The sequence below is a fragment of the Sorangium sp. So ce590 genome (assembly GCF_051521365.1).
Lineage (GTDB): Bacteria > Myxococcota_A > Polyangia > Polyangiales > Polyangiaceae > Sorangium.
On the sequence record NZ_CP150346.1, the window covers coordinates 9,230,478 to 9,247,297 of the forward strand.

Sequence of the window (16,820 nt, forward strand, 5' to 3'; positions counted from 1 at the left end):
GGAGGACCGGCGGCATCGGGAAGGAGACATGGTGAAGAACGGAGGGCTGACGCTCGAGGAGTTTGGCCGGAGCCTCATCGAGCTCACGATGACCGAGGACGTGATTCGCCGGCGGGCGATAGCCCTCCTTTCGCTCGCGCGCCGCGAGGAGAGGGAGCTCAAGGTCCTCGGGAAAATGTCGCGCCTCACGGTCGATTTCCAGGCCGGCGACGCGACGGTGACGCGCGGCGCGAGCGGCGCCTTCGATGTCTCGCTCCCGCAGGCCCTGACGGTCCGGGTCGACACGGACGGGGAGGCCGAGGCCGCGGAGCACCGGCTCGGCGCGACGATCGTGCTGCGCATCACGCCGAGGCCGTGCGCGCCGCTCGGGATCTTCCTTGACGTCGCGGAGCCGGCGGCGGAGTCGGTGCTGTTCGCCGAGCCGCAGGCCGGCTCGAGGGACTACCTGCACGCCCGGATCGAGGAGGAGGTCCGGAAGGAGCTCCTCCGCCTCGTCCGCGCCCGGATCGCGGAGACCGGCGCCGAGCGCACCGTCGATCTGGAGGAGCCGCTCGCGCGCGCGCTCGGGCTCGCCGGGGCGGACCCGGGCGGCCGCGAGGCGCCGCCGCCGAGCCGGCTGCGCGGGGCCGGCGCCGCGCCCCAGCAAGCCGCCGCGGTCCGGCAGGGCGCTCCGACCGACGAGCTTGTCGCGCAGCTCCGGGTCTTCGGGAACGCCATGCCCATCCAGGTGTGGACCTCGCGCCCGGACGGCCAGCTGAACTTCGTGAACCGGGCCGTCCTCGACTACTTCGACCGCACGGAAGAGCAGGTGCTCGGCGAGGGCTGGCTCGGGGTCCTGCACCCGGATGACGTCCAGAAGACGGTCGCGAGGTGGACCCGGAGCCTGGAGACGGGGGAGCCGTACGAGACGGAGTTCCGCCTGTGGCGGGCGAGAGACCAGACCTACCGCGAGCACGTGGTGAGCGCGCTGCCGCAGCGCGACGCGGCGGGGAACATCGTTCTGTGGATCGGCAGCACCACCGACGTGGCCGACGTGCGCCGGGCCGAGGCCGCCCTGCGGACGAGCGAGGCGCGTTACCGGCTCTTCGCGGAGGCGTCGAACGAGGGGATCTGGTTCTGGAACATCCGCGAGGACACGACGGAGTGGAGCGATCGCCTGCTGGAGCTGATGGGCGTCGGCCGCGAGGCGTGGGGCGGGACGTTCATGAGCTTCTTCGAGCGCGTGCATCCCGACGACCGGAGCGCCATCCAGGCCGCGCTGAGGGCGCACCTGGAGGAGCGGCGGCCGTTCGAGCTCGAGCAGCGGCTGCGGCACGAGGACGGGGAGTACCGCGACATGTTCATCCGCGGCATGGCCGAGTGGGACGAGCGCGGCGTGCCGTTCCAGATGGCGGGCGGCGCGACCGACGTCACCGAGCAGAAGCGCCATCAGGCCATGCTGAAGGAGCGGCTCGAGATCATCGAGCAGCAGCAGGAGGCGATCCGGGCGCTGTCGACGCCGATCATCGAGGTCTGGAAGGGTGTCCTGACGATGCCGGTGCTCGGCGCGCTGGACGAGCAGCGCTCGCAGCAGATGATGGAGGTGCTGCTCGACGCCGTGGCGCGGACCCGGTGCCGTCACGCGATCATCGATCTGACCGGGGTGAGCGCCCTGGACGCGGGCACGGCCGATCATGTGCTGAGGCTGATCGACGCCGTCGCGCTGCTCGGCGCGCAGGGCATCGTGGTCGGCATCCGGCCCGAGGTGGCGCAGACGGTGGTGTCGCTGGGGCTGGATCTGTCGAACATCAAGACGCTCTCGAACCTGAGGGAGGCGCTCCTCTTCGCCATGCAATCGAGCGGGGTGTCCGTCCGGAGGCGGAGGAGGCGGAGGGCTCTGCGCGAGGACGCGGACGACGCGCCGAGCGCGCGGGAGCCGCTCTCGGCGCGCGGGCGGTGACGGGCGGGCAGGCGCCCGCCGCGTGGACGAGGGCGCGAATCCGCGCAGATCGCAAGGTCAGGGGTTCATCCCTCTTCGCGGGCTTGCTTCGACCGTGTCACACGACCCTGCCCCCCTGATGGAAGCGTCGGAGTCATCGCGACGTGCGCCGGCAGGACCGATGAGCTCGGACCGGGACCGGAGACGAACAACGAGCCGGCGCCTCGCCCGAGGGGCCCTTCGCAGGAACGACCGGAGCTGTCATGCTCATGCCGCATCGCGACGACCGCATGAAAGACCCATCGCGTGCTTTGATTCACAGACACCTCCACTTCTTCAAGATCGTGCCGTGACTGTAAATATGGCAACTGTCGTAAAAATATCGTACAGGTGAAGAATGCATAGCCGATGGGCGACGAGCGCCGGTTCGTTCCAGCGTGCACCGCTCTTCTCTGGCGCGACGCGGCGCACGGCCTGCGACGCGGGCCTGGCGCAGCCAGATCCGCTCCTGTTACTGATCGTAACGCGATGTGGTCCGCGTGTTACCGATCGTAACGTGATGTCGCCGAGCGAGGCTTCCCGCGCGCTTTGACAGCGGTGACAGGTGTATTCTCTCGACCCCTCGTGCGATACCCGAAACGGGGAGATCTGCGGACGGCGCGTGCGCTGCGCAGCGGGCATCTCGACGCGGGGCGGCCGCTCCTCCGGAGGGCAACGCGTTCAACGCAAGCATCGTGAGAACGGCGGTTGCGACCCCTGGGAGCTGATCGAAATGCCTTCCACCGGGAATGTACATGCGGTCGCGCTGCGCGTGTTTCCGACGGGGAAGAGCGCAGCACGACCGGTTCGACCCTGACCGTGCCGAGCCCCTCAGACTCAGCGAGGCCCACCATGTCCTTTCGATCGAAGTACTCCAAGCTGCTCACCGCAACCGCCATCCTCCCCCTGCTCGTCGCGTGCGGCTCGAGCGATGACACGGGCGACACCAGCACCGGCGGCGGCAGTCCGACCGGCGGCGCTGGGTCGACCACCGGCACGTCGTCGGCGAGCGGCACCAGCGGCAGTGGAGCCGGTGGCGCAGGCCCCGCCACGAGCGGCGCGGGCGGTGCAGGGACTGGTGGCGGTGCCTCCGGCGCAGGCGGCGGTCCGGTCGTCGGTGATGGCTACCCCGAGCACACCGGCGCCGACTGTGAGGTGACTGCCGGTGGACTGAAGAAGAATGACAATCTGCCCAATCCCTTCGTCATGGACGACGGGACCGCCATCACCACCAAGGCAGCATGGAAGTGCCGGCGAGCGGAGATCAAGGCGGAGATTGAGAAGTACGAAATTGGCCCCAAGCCTGAACCCCCGAAGGTCGAGGCCAGCGTCTCCGGCAACAAGCTGAACGTCGTCGTCACGACAGCTGCAGGCTCGATCACGCTCACCTCCGATATCGGAGGGTCGGGCAGCTGCGTCGCCATCGGGATGAACGGGAACGCGGGCCTGATCAGCGGCTGTACCCAGATCCCCTTCATGCACGATCAGGTGGTGGGCTACGACGGGGGCAGCGGCTCGCACAGCCAAAGCAACCCCTTCTACAAAGTGTACCCCGACCTGTGGGGCAAAATCGGAAAGTACAACGCCTGGTCATGGGGTATCAGCCGCCTCATCGACGGCATCGAGCAGGTGAAGGACGAGCTGAACGTCGATCCGACCAAGATCGGCCTGCAGGGCTGCTCCTACGCCGGGAAAATGGCCCTGTTCGGCGGTGCGTTCGATGAACGGGTGGCGCTCACCGTCGCCCAGGAATCGGGAGGGGGTGGCATCACCTCCTGGAGGACGTCTCAAGACTTCACGACCCGTACGGGGACGAACATCGAGAAGATCGACAACACCAACGGCTCCTGGTTCCTGGGCAGCATGAAGCAGCTCGACCCCTACAGCTTGCCCCACGACCACCATGAGCTCATCGCCATGATCGCCCCCCGCGCCGTCATCGCCCTGGGCAACCAGGACTTTGAGTGGCTGGGTGATGAATCCGGATGGAAATCGGTCAATGCCGCCAAGGAAGTCTGGAAGGCCATGGGAGTGCCAGAGAACATCGGCTTCGACTTCACGAGCAACCACGGTCACTGCGCGGCCCCGGCAGCTCAACAGGCTAGCGTCAAGGCGTTCGTGGACAAGTTCCTCAAAGGAATGAACGCAGAGACCGAGATCGTCATCCGGCCGCAAGAGGGCAACTTCGATCTGGACTTCACCAACGTGATCGACTGGGAGACCCCCGCCCTGCGGTGAGCGAGTCCTCTGCTGGCTCGTCGATCGGGAGACCGAGCTCGATTGGCGCCCAGGGAGAACGCCTCGGCTTCAGCTGCCGACGCCGCGAGAAACCCGAGACCGTGGCGATACGTTCCAGATAGCCGCTGAGCCATGGCCCCGGCCGGAAGTCGGTAACGGATCCGAGACAGGCCGGACGAGAGCCCTACGCGTGGATCGCGCCGAGAGGCGCGTTCCGGCTCTGGGATGGGAGCGGTTGAGGTCGCGCCGCGGCGGCGGGCGCGACGCCGCCAGGTTCGGAAGCATCTGAGGCTTTGCTTCGTCGACGTTCGCCGGCGCAGGCCGCGATCACCTCAGCCACGTCTCGGACCGGAGCCGCTCGACGAGGAAGTCGACGAAGGCACGCACCCTCGCCGCCGCGCGCCGGCCCTCGGCGTGGACGACGTGGATCGGGACCGGCGGGGGCTCGAACGCCGGAAGCACGATGGAAAGACGGCCGTCGCGCAGCTCCGGGCCAATCTGATAGGAGAGCACCCGCGCGAGCCCCCGCCCGGCCACGGCCGCTGCGATGGCGACGTCGGCGGTGTTGACGAGGAGCTGGGACGGCGGGAGGACCTTCTCGACCCGCGCGCCCGACGCGAACGACCACTCCGCGGGAGCGCCCGTCGGCGAGAAGGAGATGGTGTCGAGCTGCGCCAGGTCGGCCGGCGCCGCGGGCGCGCCGCGCGCGGCCAGGTAGCCCGGCGACGCGCAGACCACCCGCCGCACCGAGCCGACACGGATCGCGGTCAGCGACGAGTCGGGCAGATGGGCAATCCGGACGGCCACGTCGAGCCCCTCGTCGAGCATGTCGACGATGCGGTCGACGAGCAGCGTCCGCGCCGACACGCGCGGATGGCGCGCCAGGAAGTCGAAGACGACCGGCGCGACGAACATCCGGCCGAACATGACCGGCGCCGTCACCCCGATCTGCCCCCGCAGCGCGGCGTGGGACCCGGCCGCCGACGCCTCGGCCTCCTCGAGCTCGCCCAGGATCCGCTTGCAGTCCGCGAGGAACCGGGCGCCCGCCTCGGTCAGGCGGACGACGCGCGTGGTGCGGTGCAGGAGCCGCGTGCCGATCCGCTCCTCGAGCGCGGAAATGGCCCGCGTCACCGCCGGCGGCGACATCGACAGCCGCCGGGCCGCGGGCGCGAAGCCCTCCTCCTCGGCGACGGCGACGAACACGCGCAGGGTGTCCAGGCGATCCATCGGATTATTCCAGTTCACGGAACGGTCTCTTGTCAAGGACGGGCATTACCCTCGACGACCGGAATGGGTATCTTCGGTTGGCGAGCGGGAGGCAGGCACACGCGGGCTGTGCCGCCTCCTGCGGCCATCCAGTCGAAAGGACACCTCGATGACGATCCCTGCCAGCCCACTCCGTCTTTATCGCCATCCGCTCTCGGGGCACGCGCACCGTGTGGAGCTGTTCCTGTCGCTGCTCGGGCTTCCGTTCGAGCGCATCGACGTCGATCTGAAGAGCGGCGCCCACAAGACGCCCGAGTTCCTGAGCAAGAGCCCCTTCGGTCAGGTGCCGGTGATCGAGGACGGCGACGTGACGATGGCCGACAGCAACGCGATCCTCGTTTATCTGGCCGCGCGGTACGACCCGTCGAGGCGCTGGCTCCCGCGCGATCCGGTGGCGGCGGCGCGCGTGCAGCAATGGCTCTCCGTGGCCGCGGGGCAGCTCGCGGCCGGGCCCGCGGCGGCGCGCCTCGTGAGCGTGTTCGGCTTCAGGCTGGATCACGAGCGGGCCAGGGCGATCGCCGCCCAGCTCTTCGCGGTGCTCGACCAGCACCTCGCGGCGCGGCGCTTCCTCTCGGGCGATGAGCCGACCCTCGCCGACGTCGCGATGTACACGTATACAGCGCACGCGCCGGAGGGCGGCGCGCCGCTCGATCCGTATGGCCACATCCGCGCGTGGCTCGCCCGCGTGGAGGACCTGCCCGGCTTCGTGCCAATGCAAAGGGCGCTCCCGTGACCGCCCCGTCCGGCTGGCCCGGTGAGGGATCACCCTATCACCCGGGCGAGATGGCCCTGCAGGCGCGGGCCGGCGCGCGCGAGCGGGCCGAGAAGGCCGGACGCAGGATCATCCGGGACTTCATGCCCGACCAGCACCGCGAGCTGTTCACGAAGCTGCCGTTTCTGCTCGTCGGGAGCCTCGACGCGCAGGGGCGGCCATGGGCCTCCATCCTGGTGGGGCGGCCGGGGTTCATCGCATCTCCGGATCCCCGGACGCTCGCGGTGAACGCGCGTCCTCCGCCCGGCGATCCGCTCGCCGCACACCTCGTGGCCGGCGCGCCCGTGGGCCTCCTCGGCATCCAGCTCGAGACCCGCCGTCGCAACCGGATGAACGGCACGATCGCCGAGGCCGGCGACGGGGGCTTCGTCGTCGAGGTCGGGCAGAGCTTCGGCAACTGCGCGCAGTACATCCAGGCGCGAGAGCCGAGGTTCGTGAGAGAGCCGGACGCGGCCGCCGCGCCTCCTGCGGCGCAGGCGGAAGGACCGGCGCTGTCGGCCGGCGCGGCGGCGCTGATCCGGCGCGCGGACACGTTCTTCATCGCGACCGCCGCGCCGGCCGCGCGCGGGGGCAGCGCGGTCGAGGGGGCCGACGTGTCCCACCGGGGCGGCAAGCCCGGCTTCGTGCGCGTGACCGAGGAGGACGGCCGCACGGCGCTGACCTCGCCGGATTTCACCGGCAATTTCGCGTTCAACACGTTCGGCAACCTGGCGCTGGACCCGCGCGCGGGGCTGCTCTTCGTGGATTTCGCGTCGGGCGGGGTGCTGTCGCTGACCGGAGAGGCCGAGGTGCTCTGGGACGGCCCGGAGCTCTCGGCCTTCGCCGGAGCTCAGCGGCTCCTGCGGTTCCGGGTGGCCGAGGGCGTCTTTCGGGAGGACGCTGTGCCGCTGCGCTGGTCGGCGCCGGTGGCGGCGCCGCAGCTCGCGGCGACCGGCTCGTGGGAGGGCGTGGAGCGCGCGTGACGCCGCGCGGCGGCGGGCCGGCCCGGGGGAGTTTTGCCCCGCCGGGGAGATCCGGGGCGACCGAGGCCAGCCCGCGACGCGACGCGCGGCCTTGAGAATGCGCACGCGTCCTGCATTCTGCTCCAGCAATCATGCGGCTCGCCAGCAAACTCACCTTGGCCCTCGTCCTCGTCATGTGCGCCGTGCTGAGCCTCTACGGCTACCTCTCGGTCCGGCGCGAACGGGCGCTGTTCGAGGCGGACGTGCGGCGCGACGAGCACCTCATCGGCATCGCGCTCCGCGCGGCGGTGACCGAGACATGGCGCCGGGACGGGATCGACGAGGCGCTCCGCGTGCTCCACGAGGCGAGCGAGCGCGAGGATGGGGTGCGCTTCCGCTGGGTGTGGCTCGACGCGCCGGCCGGCGATCGCTTCGCGCCGGCGCTGCCCGCCGAGGAGATCGCCGAGCTCTCGGGGGGCGCCGAGGTGTTCCGGATGCAGCGCGAGGGCGACAGGACCGGGCGCATCTACACGTACGCGCCGGTCGCCGTGGACCCGGCGCGCGTCGGGGCCATCGAGATCTCGGAGTCGCTCGAGGAGGAGGAGACGTACGTCCAGGCGAGCGTGGTCAACACGGTGACCACCATCATCGCCCTCGCGGCGCTGAGCGGGCTCCTGGCGATGACCTTCGGGCAGATCCTCGTCGGGCGCCCGACGCGACGGCTCGTCGACAAGACCCGGCGCATCGGGGAAGGCGACCTCGGCGGTCCGCTGCTCCTGTCGCAGCGCGACGAGCTCGGGCAGATCGCCCGCGAGATCAACGCGATGTGCGAACACCTGGCCGAGGCGCGCGAGCGCGCCGCCCGGGAGACGACCGCGCGCATCGCCGCGCTGGAGCAGCTCCGGCACGCCGATCGGCTCACCACCGTGGGCAAGCTCGCGTCGGGCATCGCGCACGAGCTCGGCACGCCGCTCAACGTGGTGGGAGGCCGCGCCAAGATGATCGTCCGCGGCCTGCCGCCGGAGGAAGCGGCGGACAGCGCCCGCATCATCGCGGAGCAGGCGGACCGGATGACGAAGATCATCCGGCACCTGCTCGATTTCGCGCGCCGCCGGGTGGCGCAGAAGGCGCCGGCCAATCTCGCGCAGATCGTGCGCCAGACGCTGGCCCTCCTGGAGCCCCTCGCCCGCAAGCGGAGCGTGACGCTCCGCCTCGACGAGGCGGCTCTCGCCCCATCGCGCGCCGAGGCCGAGGTGGACGCCGGGCAGATGCAGCAGGTGCTCACGAACCTCGTCATGAACGGCATGCAGTCGATGAAGCGGGGCGGTGAGCTCACCGTCCGCGTCGAGCGCGCGCTCGCGCGCCCCCCGGCCGATCACGGCGGCGCCGAGGGCGAGCACATCGCCATCCGGGTGATCGACCGCGGCGACGGGATCGCGCCCGAGCACATCGCCCGCATCTTCGAGCCGTTCTTCACCACGAAGGACGTCGGCGAGGGCACCGGCCTCGGGCTGAGCGTCTCCTACGGCATCGTGCGCGAGCATGGGGGCTGGATCGACCTGGAGAGCGAGCGTGGCAAGGGCTCGACCTTCACGGTGCACCTCCCCCCGAGCGACCGGGGAGGCGCGGGCCCGGCGGCCGGGGACGAGGGCGCGCCCTCGCCGGGGCGGGGCGGGCCGGCCGGGGCGGCGGCCTAGCCGCGGCTGGCCGCAGGCGCGGCCCTGTACTACGGGATCCATCGAGGAAACATGGGAAGGCGAGCGCTGATCATCGACGACGACGAGGCCATGTGCGCGTGGCTCGCGGCGGACCTCCGCTCGCGGGGCGTCGAGGCGACCACGCAGACCTCACCGGCGGAGGCGCTCTCGCTGCTCGAGGAGGACGAGCGCTTCGACGTCCTCCTGACCGATCTGAACATGCGCGGCATGGACGGGATCGCTGTCTGCCGCCGGGCGGCCGAGATCCGGCCGGACCTGCCCGTGGTGGTGATCACCGCCTTCGGCAGCATCGAGACCGCGGTGGAGGCGATCCGCGCGGGCGCATACGACTACGTGACCAAGCCGGTCGACATCGAGGCGCTGGCGCTGGCGCTGGAGCGGGCGATCGCGCACCACGCCCTCAAGGCCGAGGTGCGGCGGCTGCGCCGCGCCGTGGCCGGGCCCGGGGCGTCCCCGGACCTCATCGGCCGGAGCGGCGCGATGCGGCGGGTGCAGGACCTGATCGAGCGCATCGCCGACGCGGAGGCGACGGTGCTCATCACGGGCGAGAGCGGGACGGGCAAGGAGGTCGTCGCGCGGGCGCTGCACGAGCGGAGCCGCCGCAAGGGGGGGCCGTTCGTGGCGATCAACTGCGCGGCGGTGCCGGAGTCGCTGATCGAGAGCGAGCTCTTCGGGCACGTGCGGGGCGCGTTCACCGACGCGCGCGCGTCGCGCCCCGGGCTGTTCGTCGAGGCGAACGGCGGGACGCTGCTCCTCGACGAGATCGGGGAGCTGCCGCTCTCGGTGCAGCCGAAGCTGCTCCGCGCCCTGCAGGAGCGCCGGGTGCGGCCGGTGGGCGGGAACGCGGAGGTGCCCTTCGACGCGCGCATCGTGGCGGCGACGAACCGCGATCTGGACGCGGCCGTCGAGGAGCGCCGGTTCCGGGAGGACCTGTACTACCGGGTCAACGTGCTCCACCTGGAGCTGCCGCCGGTGCGGGCGCGGGGCAGCGACGTGCTGCTGCTCGCGCAGCGCTTCCTGGAGGACTTCGCCGCGCGCTCGGCCAAGGAGGTGGTGGGCCTGTCGCCGGCGGCGGCCGAGCGGCTGCTCGCGTACTCGTGGCCGGGCAACGTGCGGGAGATCCAGAACTGCATCGAGCGGGCGGTGGCGCTCACGCGGTACCAGGAGATCACGGTGGACGATCTGCCGGCGAAGATCCGGGAGCACCGGCCGTCGCACGTCCTCGTGGCGGCGGACGATCCGTCGGAGCTCGTGCCGCTGGAAGAGGTGGAGCGCCGGTACATCCTGCGGGTGCTCGAGGCGGCCGGCGGGAACAAGACGCTGGCGGCGCGGATCCTCGGGCTCGACCGGAAGACGCTGCACCGCAAGCTCGATCGGTGGGAGCCGCCCGCCGTGCCGGCGAAGGGCGGCTGAAGCGCGGAGGAATACCCCGGGCGAGGAAGGACGCCCCGGGCCGGGGGCGGCCGGCGAGGCCACCTCGACCAGGGCCACCTCAACCCGGGTCGGTTCGGGCGGGCGGGCGGCCGCCGGCGGCACGCTGCCTGCAATGGATGGAATGGTCAATGGCACGATATCTGCACAAGGAGCGGTCATAAGGAGACCCCGATGACCCCCCAGCAGCTCCGCGAACATGCCTGGTCCCCGAGTGTGACCCCCGAACCCCAGCCGAGCGTCCGCCTCGTCGCCGCGCCCGTCCGCGTGCTCCTGGCCGAGGACGACAGGGAGCTGCGGCTGCTGCTCGCCACCGCCCTCCGCCGCGACGGCTACGACGTCCTGGAGGCGCGCGACGCCAACCACGTCCTCGATCTGATGGGCGACGCGCTGGTCTCCGGCAACGGCGCCCCGGTCGACGTCGTGGTGAGCGACATCCGGATGCCGGGCAAGAGCGGCCTCGAGCTGCTCGCCGGGCTGCGCCGCGACGACTGGGCGACGCCCGTCGTCCTCATCACCGCGTTCGGCGACCCGGAGACCCACGCCGAGGCCTACCGCCTGGGCGCCGACGCGGTGCTCGACAAGCCGCTCGACATCGACGATCTGCGGATCATCGTCCACACCCTCACCTCGATCCGCAGCTGACGCGCCGCCCGGCCGCGCGCGCCCCCGTCGCCCCCACCGGCGCCGCGACGCCTCACCCCGGCTCCACCGGCAGCCGGCGCGGCTCCCCCTCGCGCGGAGCCTTCAGCCGCGCCCGACGCATCTTGTGCCACGCGAGGATCCCCGCATCCGCACGCACGAAGCGGCACGCGTCCAGGTCCGCGTCGCGCGGCTCCGACGACGCGAGCATCCGCTCGTCGCCCGGCTGGATCAGCCGGAACTCCATCAGCATCCCGAGCCTCGCCAGGAGCCGCCCGATCACCGGGATCGGCAGGTAGTACCGCCCCACGATCGCCGTCCGCCCCGCGTCGATCGGCGCGCACCCCACCAGGCCCTCCACCACCTTCCCGAACGACAGGCGCAGCAGGCCCGGGAAGCGCACCTCCAGCTCGAACTTCAACCCCCGGCGGCCGTCCCACGGCTCCCCGTCGTCGTGGCGAAGCACCCCCACGGCGTGGATGACGTCGCCCTCCACGCGGACGTCGTAGGGATCGAGCAGCGCGCCGACGCCGGGCACCCAGGGCCGGTGCGCGAACGGCAGGTGGTGAACGTCGAGCATCCCCTCCATCGCGCGCGCGAACGGCACGTCCCAGTCCATCGACGCCGTGTGGGCGTGCCGCTCGTCGGCCGGCAGGCCCTCGAACCAGGGCACCGGCGGCAGCTCCGCCGGTCGCTCGCCCCAGAAGAGCCACACGAAGCCCCGCTGCTCGCGCACCTCGTAGCGGGTCAGCGCGAGCGCATCGGCCGCGCCGCGCGCGCTCGCCCCGCGCCCCTCGCACGGGATCGCCACGCAGCGCCCGTCCGAGGCGAACCGGAAGCCGTGGTACGGGCACTCGATCGTCCCGTCCACGACCCGCCCCAGGCCGAGATCCGCGCCGCGGTGCGGGCAGCGCGCCCGCGCCGCGACCAGGGCGCCGCGCTCGTCCCGGAACAGCACGAGGCGCGTCCCGAACCGCTCGACGGTGACCGGCCGCTTGCCCACCCGGGCCGCGTCCGCGATGATGTACCAGGCGCCCTCGACGAACCCGCCGCGCCCTTCCTCGATGCCGTGCCTTCGCATAGTGCTCCTCCGCTTGCCCGGAAGCCTGAGGCTCCCTCGGCGAGGGGGCAGTGACCGCGCGCGCCACAAGGGCTGACATGCGGCGCCAGGCCGCCCGGGCGCCGGCGCGCGCGCCGACGATCTGGGCCCGCACCGCCGCGCAGCTCGCGGACCACGCGGCGCAGCGCGGGGTGGATCGCGCCGCGCTGCTCGAGGCCGCGGGGCTCCCGGCCGCGGCGCTCGCCGATCCCGACGCCCGCGTGCCGCTCGCGGCGTTCTACGCGCTCGTCGAGGCGGCCGTGGCGGCCGCCGCCGATCCGCACCTCGGCCTCGACTTCGCGGGGCGCTTTCAGCCGGAGCACTTCGACGCCCTCGGCTTCCTCGCCATGAGCAGCCCCACCCTCGGCGAGGCCTTCCACCGGATGCTCCGCTACCAGCAGCTCTGGAACGAGGGCGAGCGCTACACCCTGGAGCTCCGCGGTCGCTGCGCGCACCTCACCTTCGCGCCGTTCGGGCCCGATCGGCCGGCCCACGGCCAGGTGGCGGAGATGTTCGCGTTCGACGTGCTCGTGAACGCCGGGCGCATGTGCGGCGACCCGATCCAGGCGGTCGCGGTGCGCTTTCGCCATGCGCCCGGCGGCGATCCGGAGGAGAAGGCGCGGCGGCTCGGCGCGCCGGTGCTGTTCGGGGCGCCGCAGACCGAGCTGGTCATGCCGGTCGAGGCGCTGGACCGGCCGCTGCCGCACGCGAACGAGGCGCTCGCCGCCTTCCTGGAGCGCCAGGTGCGCGTCCTCGCGGCGAGCCTGCCCGGCGCGGCGCCGCCCGCGCTGTCCGGCCGCGTGCGGGCGCTCCTCGGCGAGCGGCTGCGCGAGGGGGCCGACCTGGGCGCGCTCGCGGCGCGCCTGCGGATGAGCCCGCGCACGCTCCAGCGCCGCCTCGGCGACGAGGGCACGTCGACCCACGCCCTGCTCGACGAGGTCCGGCGCGGCCGCGCGGCGGCGCTCCTGGAGACCGACATGGCGATCGGCGAGGTGGCCTACCTGCTCGGCTACTCGGAGCCGAGCGCGTTCCACCGGGCGTTCCGGCGCTGGACCGGCGTGACGCCGGAGGCGTTCCGCGTCCGCGCCAGGGGAGCTGGGCCGCAGTGACAGGTGCCGAGGAGGAGCCGAGCGCCGTCGCGAGCCGCAGGACGCGAGGGCCTGCGCGCGAAGGCGGACGAACGGCGACGGCCGAGGCGAGCGCGCGCGGCGCCCGGCCTCGGCCGGCTTCCGGAGCTCATGCTCGCCCGGCCGCGGCCCGCGCCGCCGCCGGGCGCGCGTTCACGGGCCCCCGGGGGCGATCTCGAGCTTGCCCATCACGTTGGCGCTCGCCGTGAGGCTCGCCTCGATGTTCTCGACCGCCTGCGTGATCGCGTTGGTGGCCGGGATGATGCACGCCCCCGCCTTCACGCTGCCCGTTGCATCGAGGTTGGGCGCGATCGTGACCACCGCCTCGGCGCTGTTGAGAAGCAGCTGGCCACGCGCCTGGGCCGCGACCAGGAGCCGCGGCAGGTTCGTCTTGAGCGTCGCGATCACCACCTCGGCGTCGGTCCCGCCCTCGATGTTGACCGCGGGCTCCTTGCAGCTCGCCTTCGCGCTCGCGCTCGCCTTGCAGGAGCCGTCGCACTCCGCGGTCCCCGTGCACTCGGCCTTCGGCTCGCTGAGCTCGGCCCTGCACTTCGGCGCCTTGAAATCGACGTCGCACTTGCCCGAGCAATCGGCGTTGCACTGCACGTCCACACCGGCATCGAACGAGCACGAGCCGCGGCACTGGCCCGTGCAGGTGCCCTTGCACTCCCCGCGGCAGTCGCCGCCGGCGGTCGTCGCGGCGCAGTCGCCCTCGCACGTCCCCTCGCACGTGCCCTCGCACGTGCCCTCGCAGTTGACGGCCAGGTTGGCCGAGCCCTCGCACGAGCCCTCGCACGAGCCCTCGCAACGCCCCGAGAGCTCGCCAGGCTCACAGCGCGCGACGATCTCCCCCGGCGTCAGCTGGCACTCGACGTTGGCGCTGCACTTCGCCTCGCAGTTCGCCTGCACGCTCGCGTCGACCGTGCAGCTCGGCGGCTGGAAGGAGATCGACAGATCGGCCGTCGTGTCCCCGAGCGCGTCGATGGCGAGCTCACACCACTGCGTCGCCCGCTCGCTCGGCTTCGTCGCCGTGATCGTCGCCGCGTCCTCGCCGAGATCCAGCGCGATCGCCTGACAGGCGCTTGTGACGTCGGCCACGATGGCGCCCGCGGCCCCGGTGAAGTCGGACACGGACTGCATGAAGGCACCATAATCGAGCTCGGCTCGTGCATCGAGCCCCCACTCCACCGCGGTGAGATCGGCGCCCGGCGTGAAATCGCGACAGCAGAGGTCATTCTGCAGCTCCGCGGCCTTGTCACACCCCATGAGCGGAACGAGCGAGAGCCCCGCCAGCACCAGAGGGAATGTCGCGATTCGCCACGTCACACGGATATCCATCAGGAAACTCCTTGGTTCTTTGTCGGGAGCGCGTCCGGTGCCCGATCGCCGCGAGAGCGGCAAACCCCCCATGGGGGCAGCCGCTCACCTTCGCGCTCGGGCGGCAGCCGCCTCCGGAGCAGGGCGACAATAATTCATAGACCGACCCGGATGACAAGGACCATCCTGCGGAATCGTCGCCGCTCTCGACGTGCCCCTAGCGCGAAGCCCGTCAGCGAGCCAGCAATGCATGACGAGATCTGTTGATGTGCGTCTCGGCGCGGGTAAAATACCCGGATGCGGCCGTCCAGGGATGCTCTCGACGCGGCATGACACGGCACGTCGTGTTTTCACATAGCCATCATCGAATAGCCGTTGCAGAGCTCGGTCGAGCCGTAGGACAATGGCCCCGTGATGACGCTCGGCCCACAGGTCCCCCGGCTCTCGCGGCTCTCTCTCGTGCTCGCCCTGACGGCCGCGTGCAGCGGCTCGTCCGACGACGAGGGCACGGTGGGCCAGGCCGCCGGCGAGCCGCCCGGGATGGCCGGGATCACGGCGGTCCACAACAGGGCGCGCGCCGCGGTCGACCCGCCCGCCGACCCGCCGATCCCCCCGCTCACGTGGTCGCCCGAGATCGCCGCGGCGGCCCAGGCCTACGCCGATGGATGCGTGTTCGGCCACAGCAAGACCGGCTACGGAGAGAACCTCTACGCCACGAGCGGCTCCGCGACCACGCCGGAGGACGTCGTCGCCGCGTGGGTCGACGAGGCGGCCAACTACGACCTTGCGAGCAACGCCTGCAGCTCCACCTGCGGCCATTACACTCAGGTGGTCTGGGCCGACTCCCTGCGGCTCGGCTGCGGGGTCGCCGATTGCACGGACGGCTCGCCGTTCGGCGGCGGGTCCTGGCAGCTCTGGGTGTGCAACTACGATCCTCCCGGGAATTTCAACCAACAGCCCCCCTACTGAGCCGAGCGCGGGCGCCGCGCGCCGTCCTCGCACCCCACGTCGCGCCATCGCCGCCCCTCGCCCGCTCTGGTATCGCAGCGGCGATGGACTTCGGATGGACCCCGGCCCAGCGCGCCGTCCACGACCGCATGCGCGCCCTCGGCGCCGAGGCCGACGCCGCGGCCCCGGACGACCGCATGCGCGTCCTCGCCCGGGGGGGCGCCCTCGGCCTGCCGATCGCCCGCGATCTCGGCGGCGAGGGCCTCGACCTCGTCACGACGGCGCTCGCCTACGAGGGCCTCGGCGCGGCGCTGCGCGACGGCGGCGTCCTGCTCGCCGCGGGGGCGCACCTCTTCGGCGTGGCGCTCCTGCTCGCCCGGGTGGGCACGCCCGCGCAGCAGCGCGCCTGGCTGCCGCGGATGGCGACCGGCGACTGCATGGCGACGGTCGCGGCCACCGAGGCCGGCGCCGGCTCGGACGTCGCGTCGGTGCAGGCCACGGCCGACCGCGCCGCCTCCGGCTACCGGCTCACCGGCGAGAAGCGGTACGTGACCTGGGCCGACCGGGCCGACGTGTACCTCGCGATCGCGCGCGACGGCGGCGAGGGCCGCGCCGGGGGGGCGCCGGCGCGCGGCCTCACGGCGCTGCTCGTCCCCCGCGCCGGCGCGGGCGGGGCGGACGCGGAGGGCGCTCGCGCCGGCGCGGCGGGGGCCGACGCGGCGCGCATCCGCCCGGGCGCCCCGCTGGCGACCGCGGGCCTCCGCGGCGCGCGGCTCGCGCCCGTCTCGTTCTCCGGCTGCGAGGTCGGCCCCGACGCGCTCCTCGGCCGCGCCGGCGCCGGCCTCGCCGTCTTCCAGATCGCGATGACCTACGAGCGCGCGCTGATCCTCGCCTTCCGCCTCGGCGCCATGGAGCGCGCCCTCGGCGAGGCCGTCCGCTTTGCCCGGGAGCGCGCGATCGGCGGCCAGGCGATCGCGCGCCACCAGGCCGTCGCGCACCGCCTCGCGCAGATGAAGCTGCGGCTGGAGACCTCGCGGCTGCTCGTCTACCGCGCCGCCTGGGAGCTCGACAAGGGCCACCGCGGCCAGGCCGAGGCCGCGCTGGCCAAGTGGCACACGGCGGACTCGGCCGTGCAGTTCGCGCTGGACGATCTCCAGCTCCGCGGCGGCGCCGGCTACCTCGAGGAGAGCGGCCTCCCCTCCGCCGTGGACGACGCGCTCGGCGGCAGCATCCATTCGGGGACGTCCGACGTGCTCGCCACGATCGTCGCGCGGTGGCTCGGCGCCTAGCGCCGCCCGCTGGATTCCGGCCACGATGCCCGGACCCCTGCGCCGCGCTCCGGCGGCTTCGCGCGCCCGGCACTA

13 protein-coding genes are annotated in these 16,820 nt (G+C 72.4%); 10 read left to right on the top strand and 3 right to left on the bottom strand.

Annotated elements, in window-relative coordinates:
- Window positions 1-28 precede the first annotated feature (28 nt).
- Both WMF28_RS34960 and WMF28_RS34965 read left to right on the top strand, forming a co-directional pair.
- Window positions 29-1,939, top strand: a complete 1,911-nt coding sequence (locus tag WMF28_RS34960) for a PAS domain-containing protein (RefSeq protein WP_437597859.1) — start codon at window positions 29-31, stop codon at window positions 1,937-1,939.
- 870 nt (window positions 1,940-2,809) lie between these two features.
- Entirely contained in the window at window positions 2,810-4,195 is a 1,386-nt protein-coding gene (locus WMF28_RS34965; RefSeq protein ID WP_437597860.1) for an alpha/beta hydrolase family protein, read from the top strand.
- A gap of 327 nt (window positions 4,196-4,522) precedes the next feature.
- On the opposite strand, the gene WMF28_RS34970 is transcribed toward WMF28_RS34965, so the two are convergent.
- The gene (locus WMF28_RS34970) at window positions 4,523-5,422 is read right to left on the bottom strand and encodes a LysR family transcriptional regulator (RefSeq protein WP_437597861.1); all 900 of its coding nucleotides are present in this window, start codon (window positions 5,420-5,422) and stop codon (window positions 4,523-4,525) included.
- A 148-nt stretch (window positions 5,423-5,570) separates the two neighbouring features.
- Between WMF28_RS34970 and WMF28_RS34975 the strand changes: the two genes are divergently transcribed.
- The 5 genes from WMF28_RS34975 to WMF28_RS34995 all read left to right on the top strand — a co-directional run bounded on the left by WMF28_RS34975 (window position 5,571) and on the right by WMF28_RS34995 (window position 10,968).
- Complete coding sequence (locus tag WMF28_RS34975) at window positions 5,571-6,194, top strand: glutathione S-transferase family protein (protein WP_437597862.1); 624 nt, start codon at window positions 5,571-5,573, stop codon at window positions 6,192-6,194.
- Entirely contained in the window at window positions 6,191-7,195 is a 1,005-nt protein-coding gene (locus tag WMF28_RS34980) for a flavin-nucleotide-binding protein (RefSeq protein ID WP_437597863.1), read from the top strand. The genes WMF28_RS34975 and WMF28_RS34980 overlap by 4 nt, the downstream gene beginning before the upstream one ends.
- 155 nt (window positions 7,196-7,350) lie before the next feature.
- A complete protein-coding gene (locus WMF28_RS34985; protein ID WP_437597864.1) occupies window positions 7,351-8,871 on the top strand; it encodes a sensor histidine kinase in 1,521 nt (506 codons plus the stop codon).
- Between the two features lie 51 nt (window positions 8,872-8,922).
- A complete protein-coding gene (locus WMF28_RS34990; protein ID WP_437597865.1) occupies window positions 8,923-10,305 on the top strand; it encodes a sigma-54-dependent transcriptional regulator in 1,383 nt (460 codons plus the stop codon).
- A gap of 192 nt (window positions 10,306-10,497) precedes the next feature.
- A complete protein-coding gene (locus tag WMF28_RS34995) occupies window positions 10,498-10,968 on the top strand; it encodes a response regulator (protein WP_437597866.1) in 471 nt (156 codons plus the stop codon).
- A 52-nt stretch (window positions 10,969-11,020) separates the two neighbouring features.
- Here the strand turns inward: WMF28_RS34995 and WMF28_RS35000 are convergent, their stop codons facing one another.
- Entirely contained in the window at window positions 11,021-12,046 is a 1,026-nt protein-coding gene (locus tag WMF28_RS35000) for a Rieske 2Fe-2S domain-containing protein (protein WP_437597867.1), read from the bottom strand.
- A gap of 77 nt (window positions 12,047-12,123) precedes the next feature.
- On the opposite strand from WMF28_RS35000, the gene WMF28_RS35005 reads away from it, so the two are divergent.
- Window positions 12,124-13,173, top strand: a complete 1,050-nt coding sequence (locus tag WMF28_RS35005; protein WP_437597868.1) for an AraC family transcriptional regulator ligand-binding domain-containing protein — start codon at window positions 12,124-12,126, stop codon at window positions 13,171-13,173.
- 171 nt (window positions 13,174-13,344) lie between these two features.
- On the opposite strand, the gene WMF28_RS35010 is transcribed toward WMF28_RS35005, so the two are convergent.
- Window positions 13,345-14,529 carry a hypothetical protein gene (locus WMF28_RS35010; RefSeq protein WP_437597869.1) on the bottom strand — a complete coding sequence of 395 codons (1,185 nt, stop codon included), beginning with the start codon at window positions 14,527-14,529 and terminating at the stop codon, window positions 13,345-13,347.
- A gap of 393 nt (window positions 14,530-14,922) precedes the next feature.
- Here WMF28_RS35010 and WMF28_RS35015 point away from each other — a divergent pair, with 393 nt between their 5' ends.
- Both WMF28_RS35015 and WMF28_RS35020 read left to right on the top strand, forming a co-directional pair.
- Window positions 14,923-15,477 carry a CAP domain-containing protein gene (locus WMF28_RS35015; protein ID WP_437604337.1) on the top strand — a complete coding sequence of 185 codons (555 nt, stop codon included), beginning with the start codon at window positions 14,923-14,925 and terminating at the stop codon, window positions 15,475-15,477.
- An 83-nt stretch (window positions 15,478-15,560) separates the two neighbouring features.
- Entirely contained in the window at window positions 15,561-16,745 is a 1,185-nt protein-coding gene (locus WMF28_RS35020; RefSeq protein ID WP_437597870.1) for an acyl-CoA dehydrogenase family protein, read from the top strand.
- The last annotated feature ends 75 nt before the right edge of the window (window positions 16,746-16,820 follow it).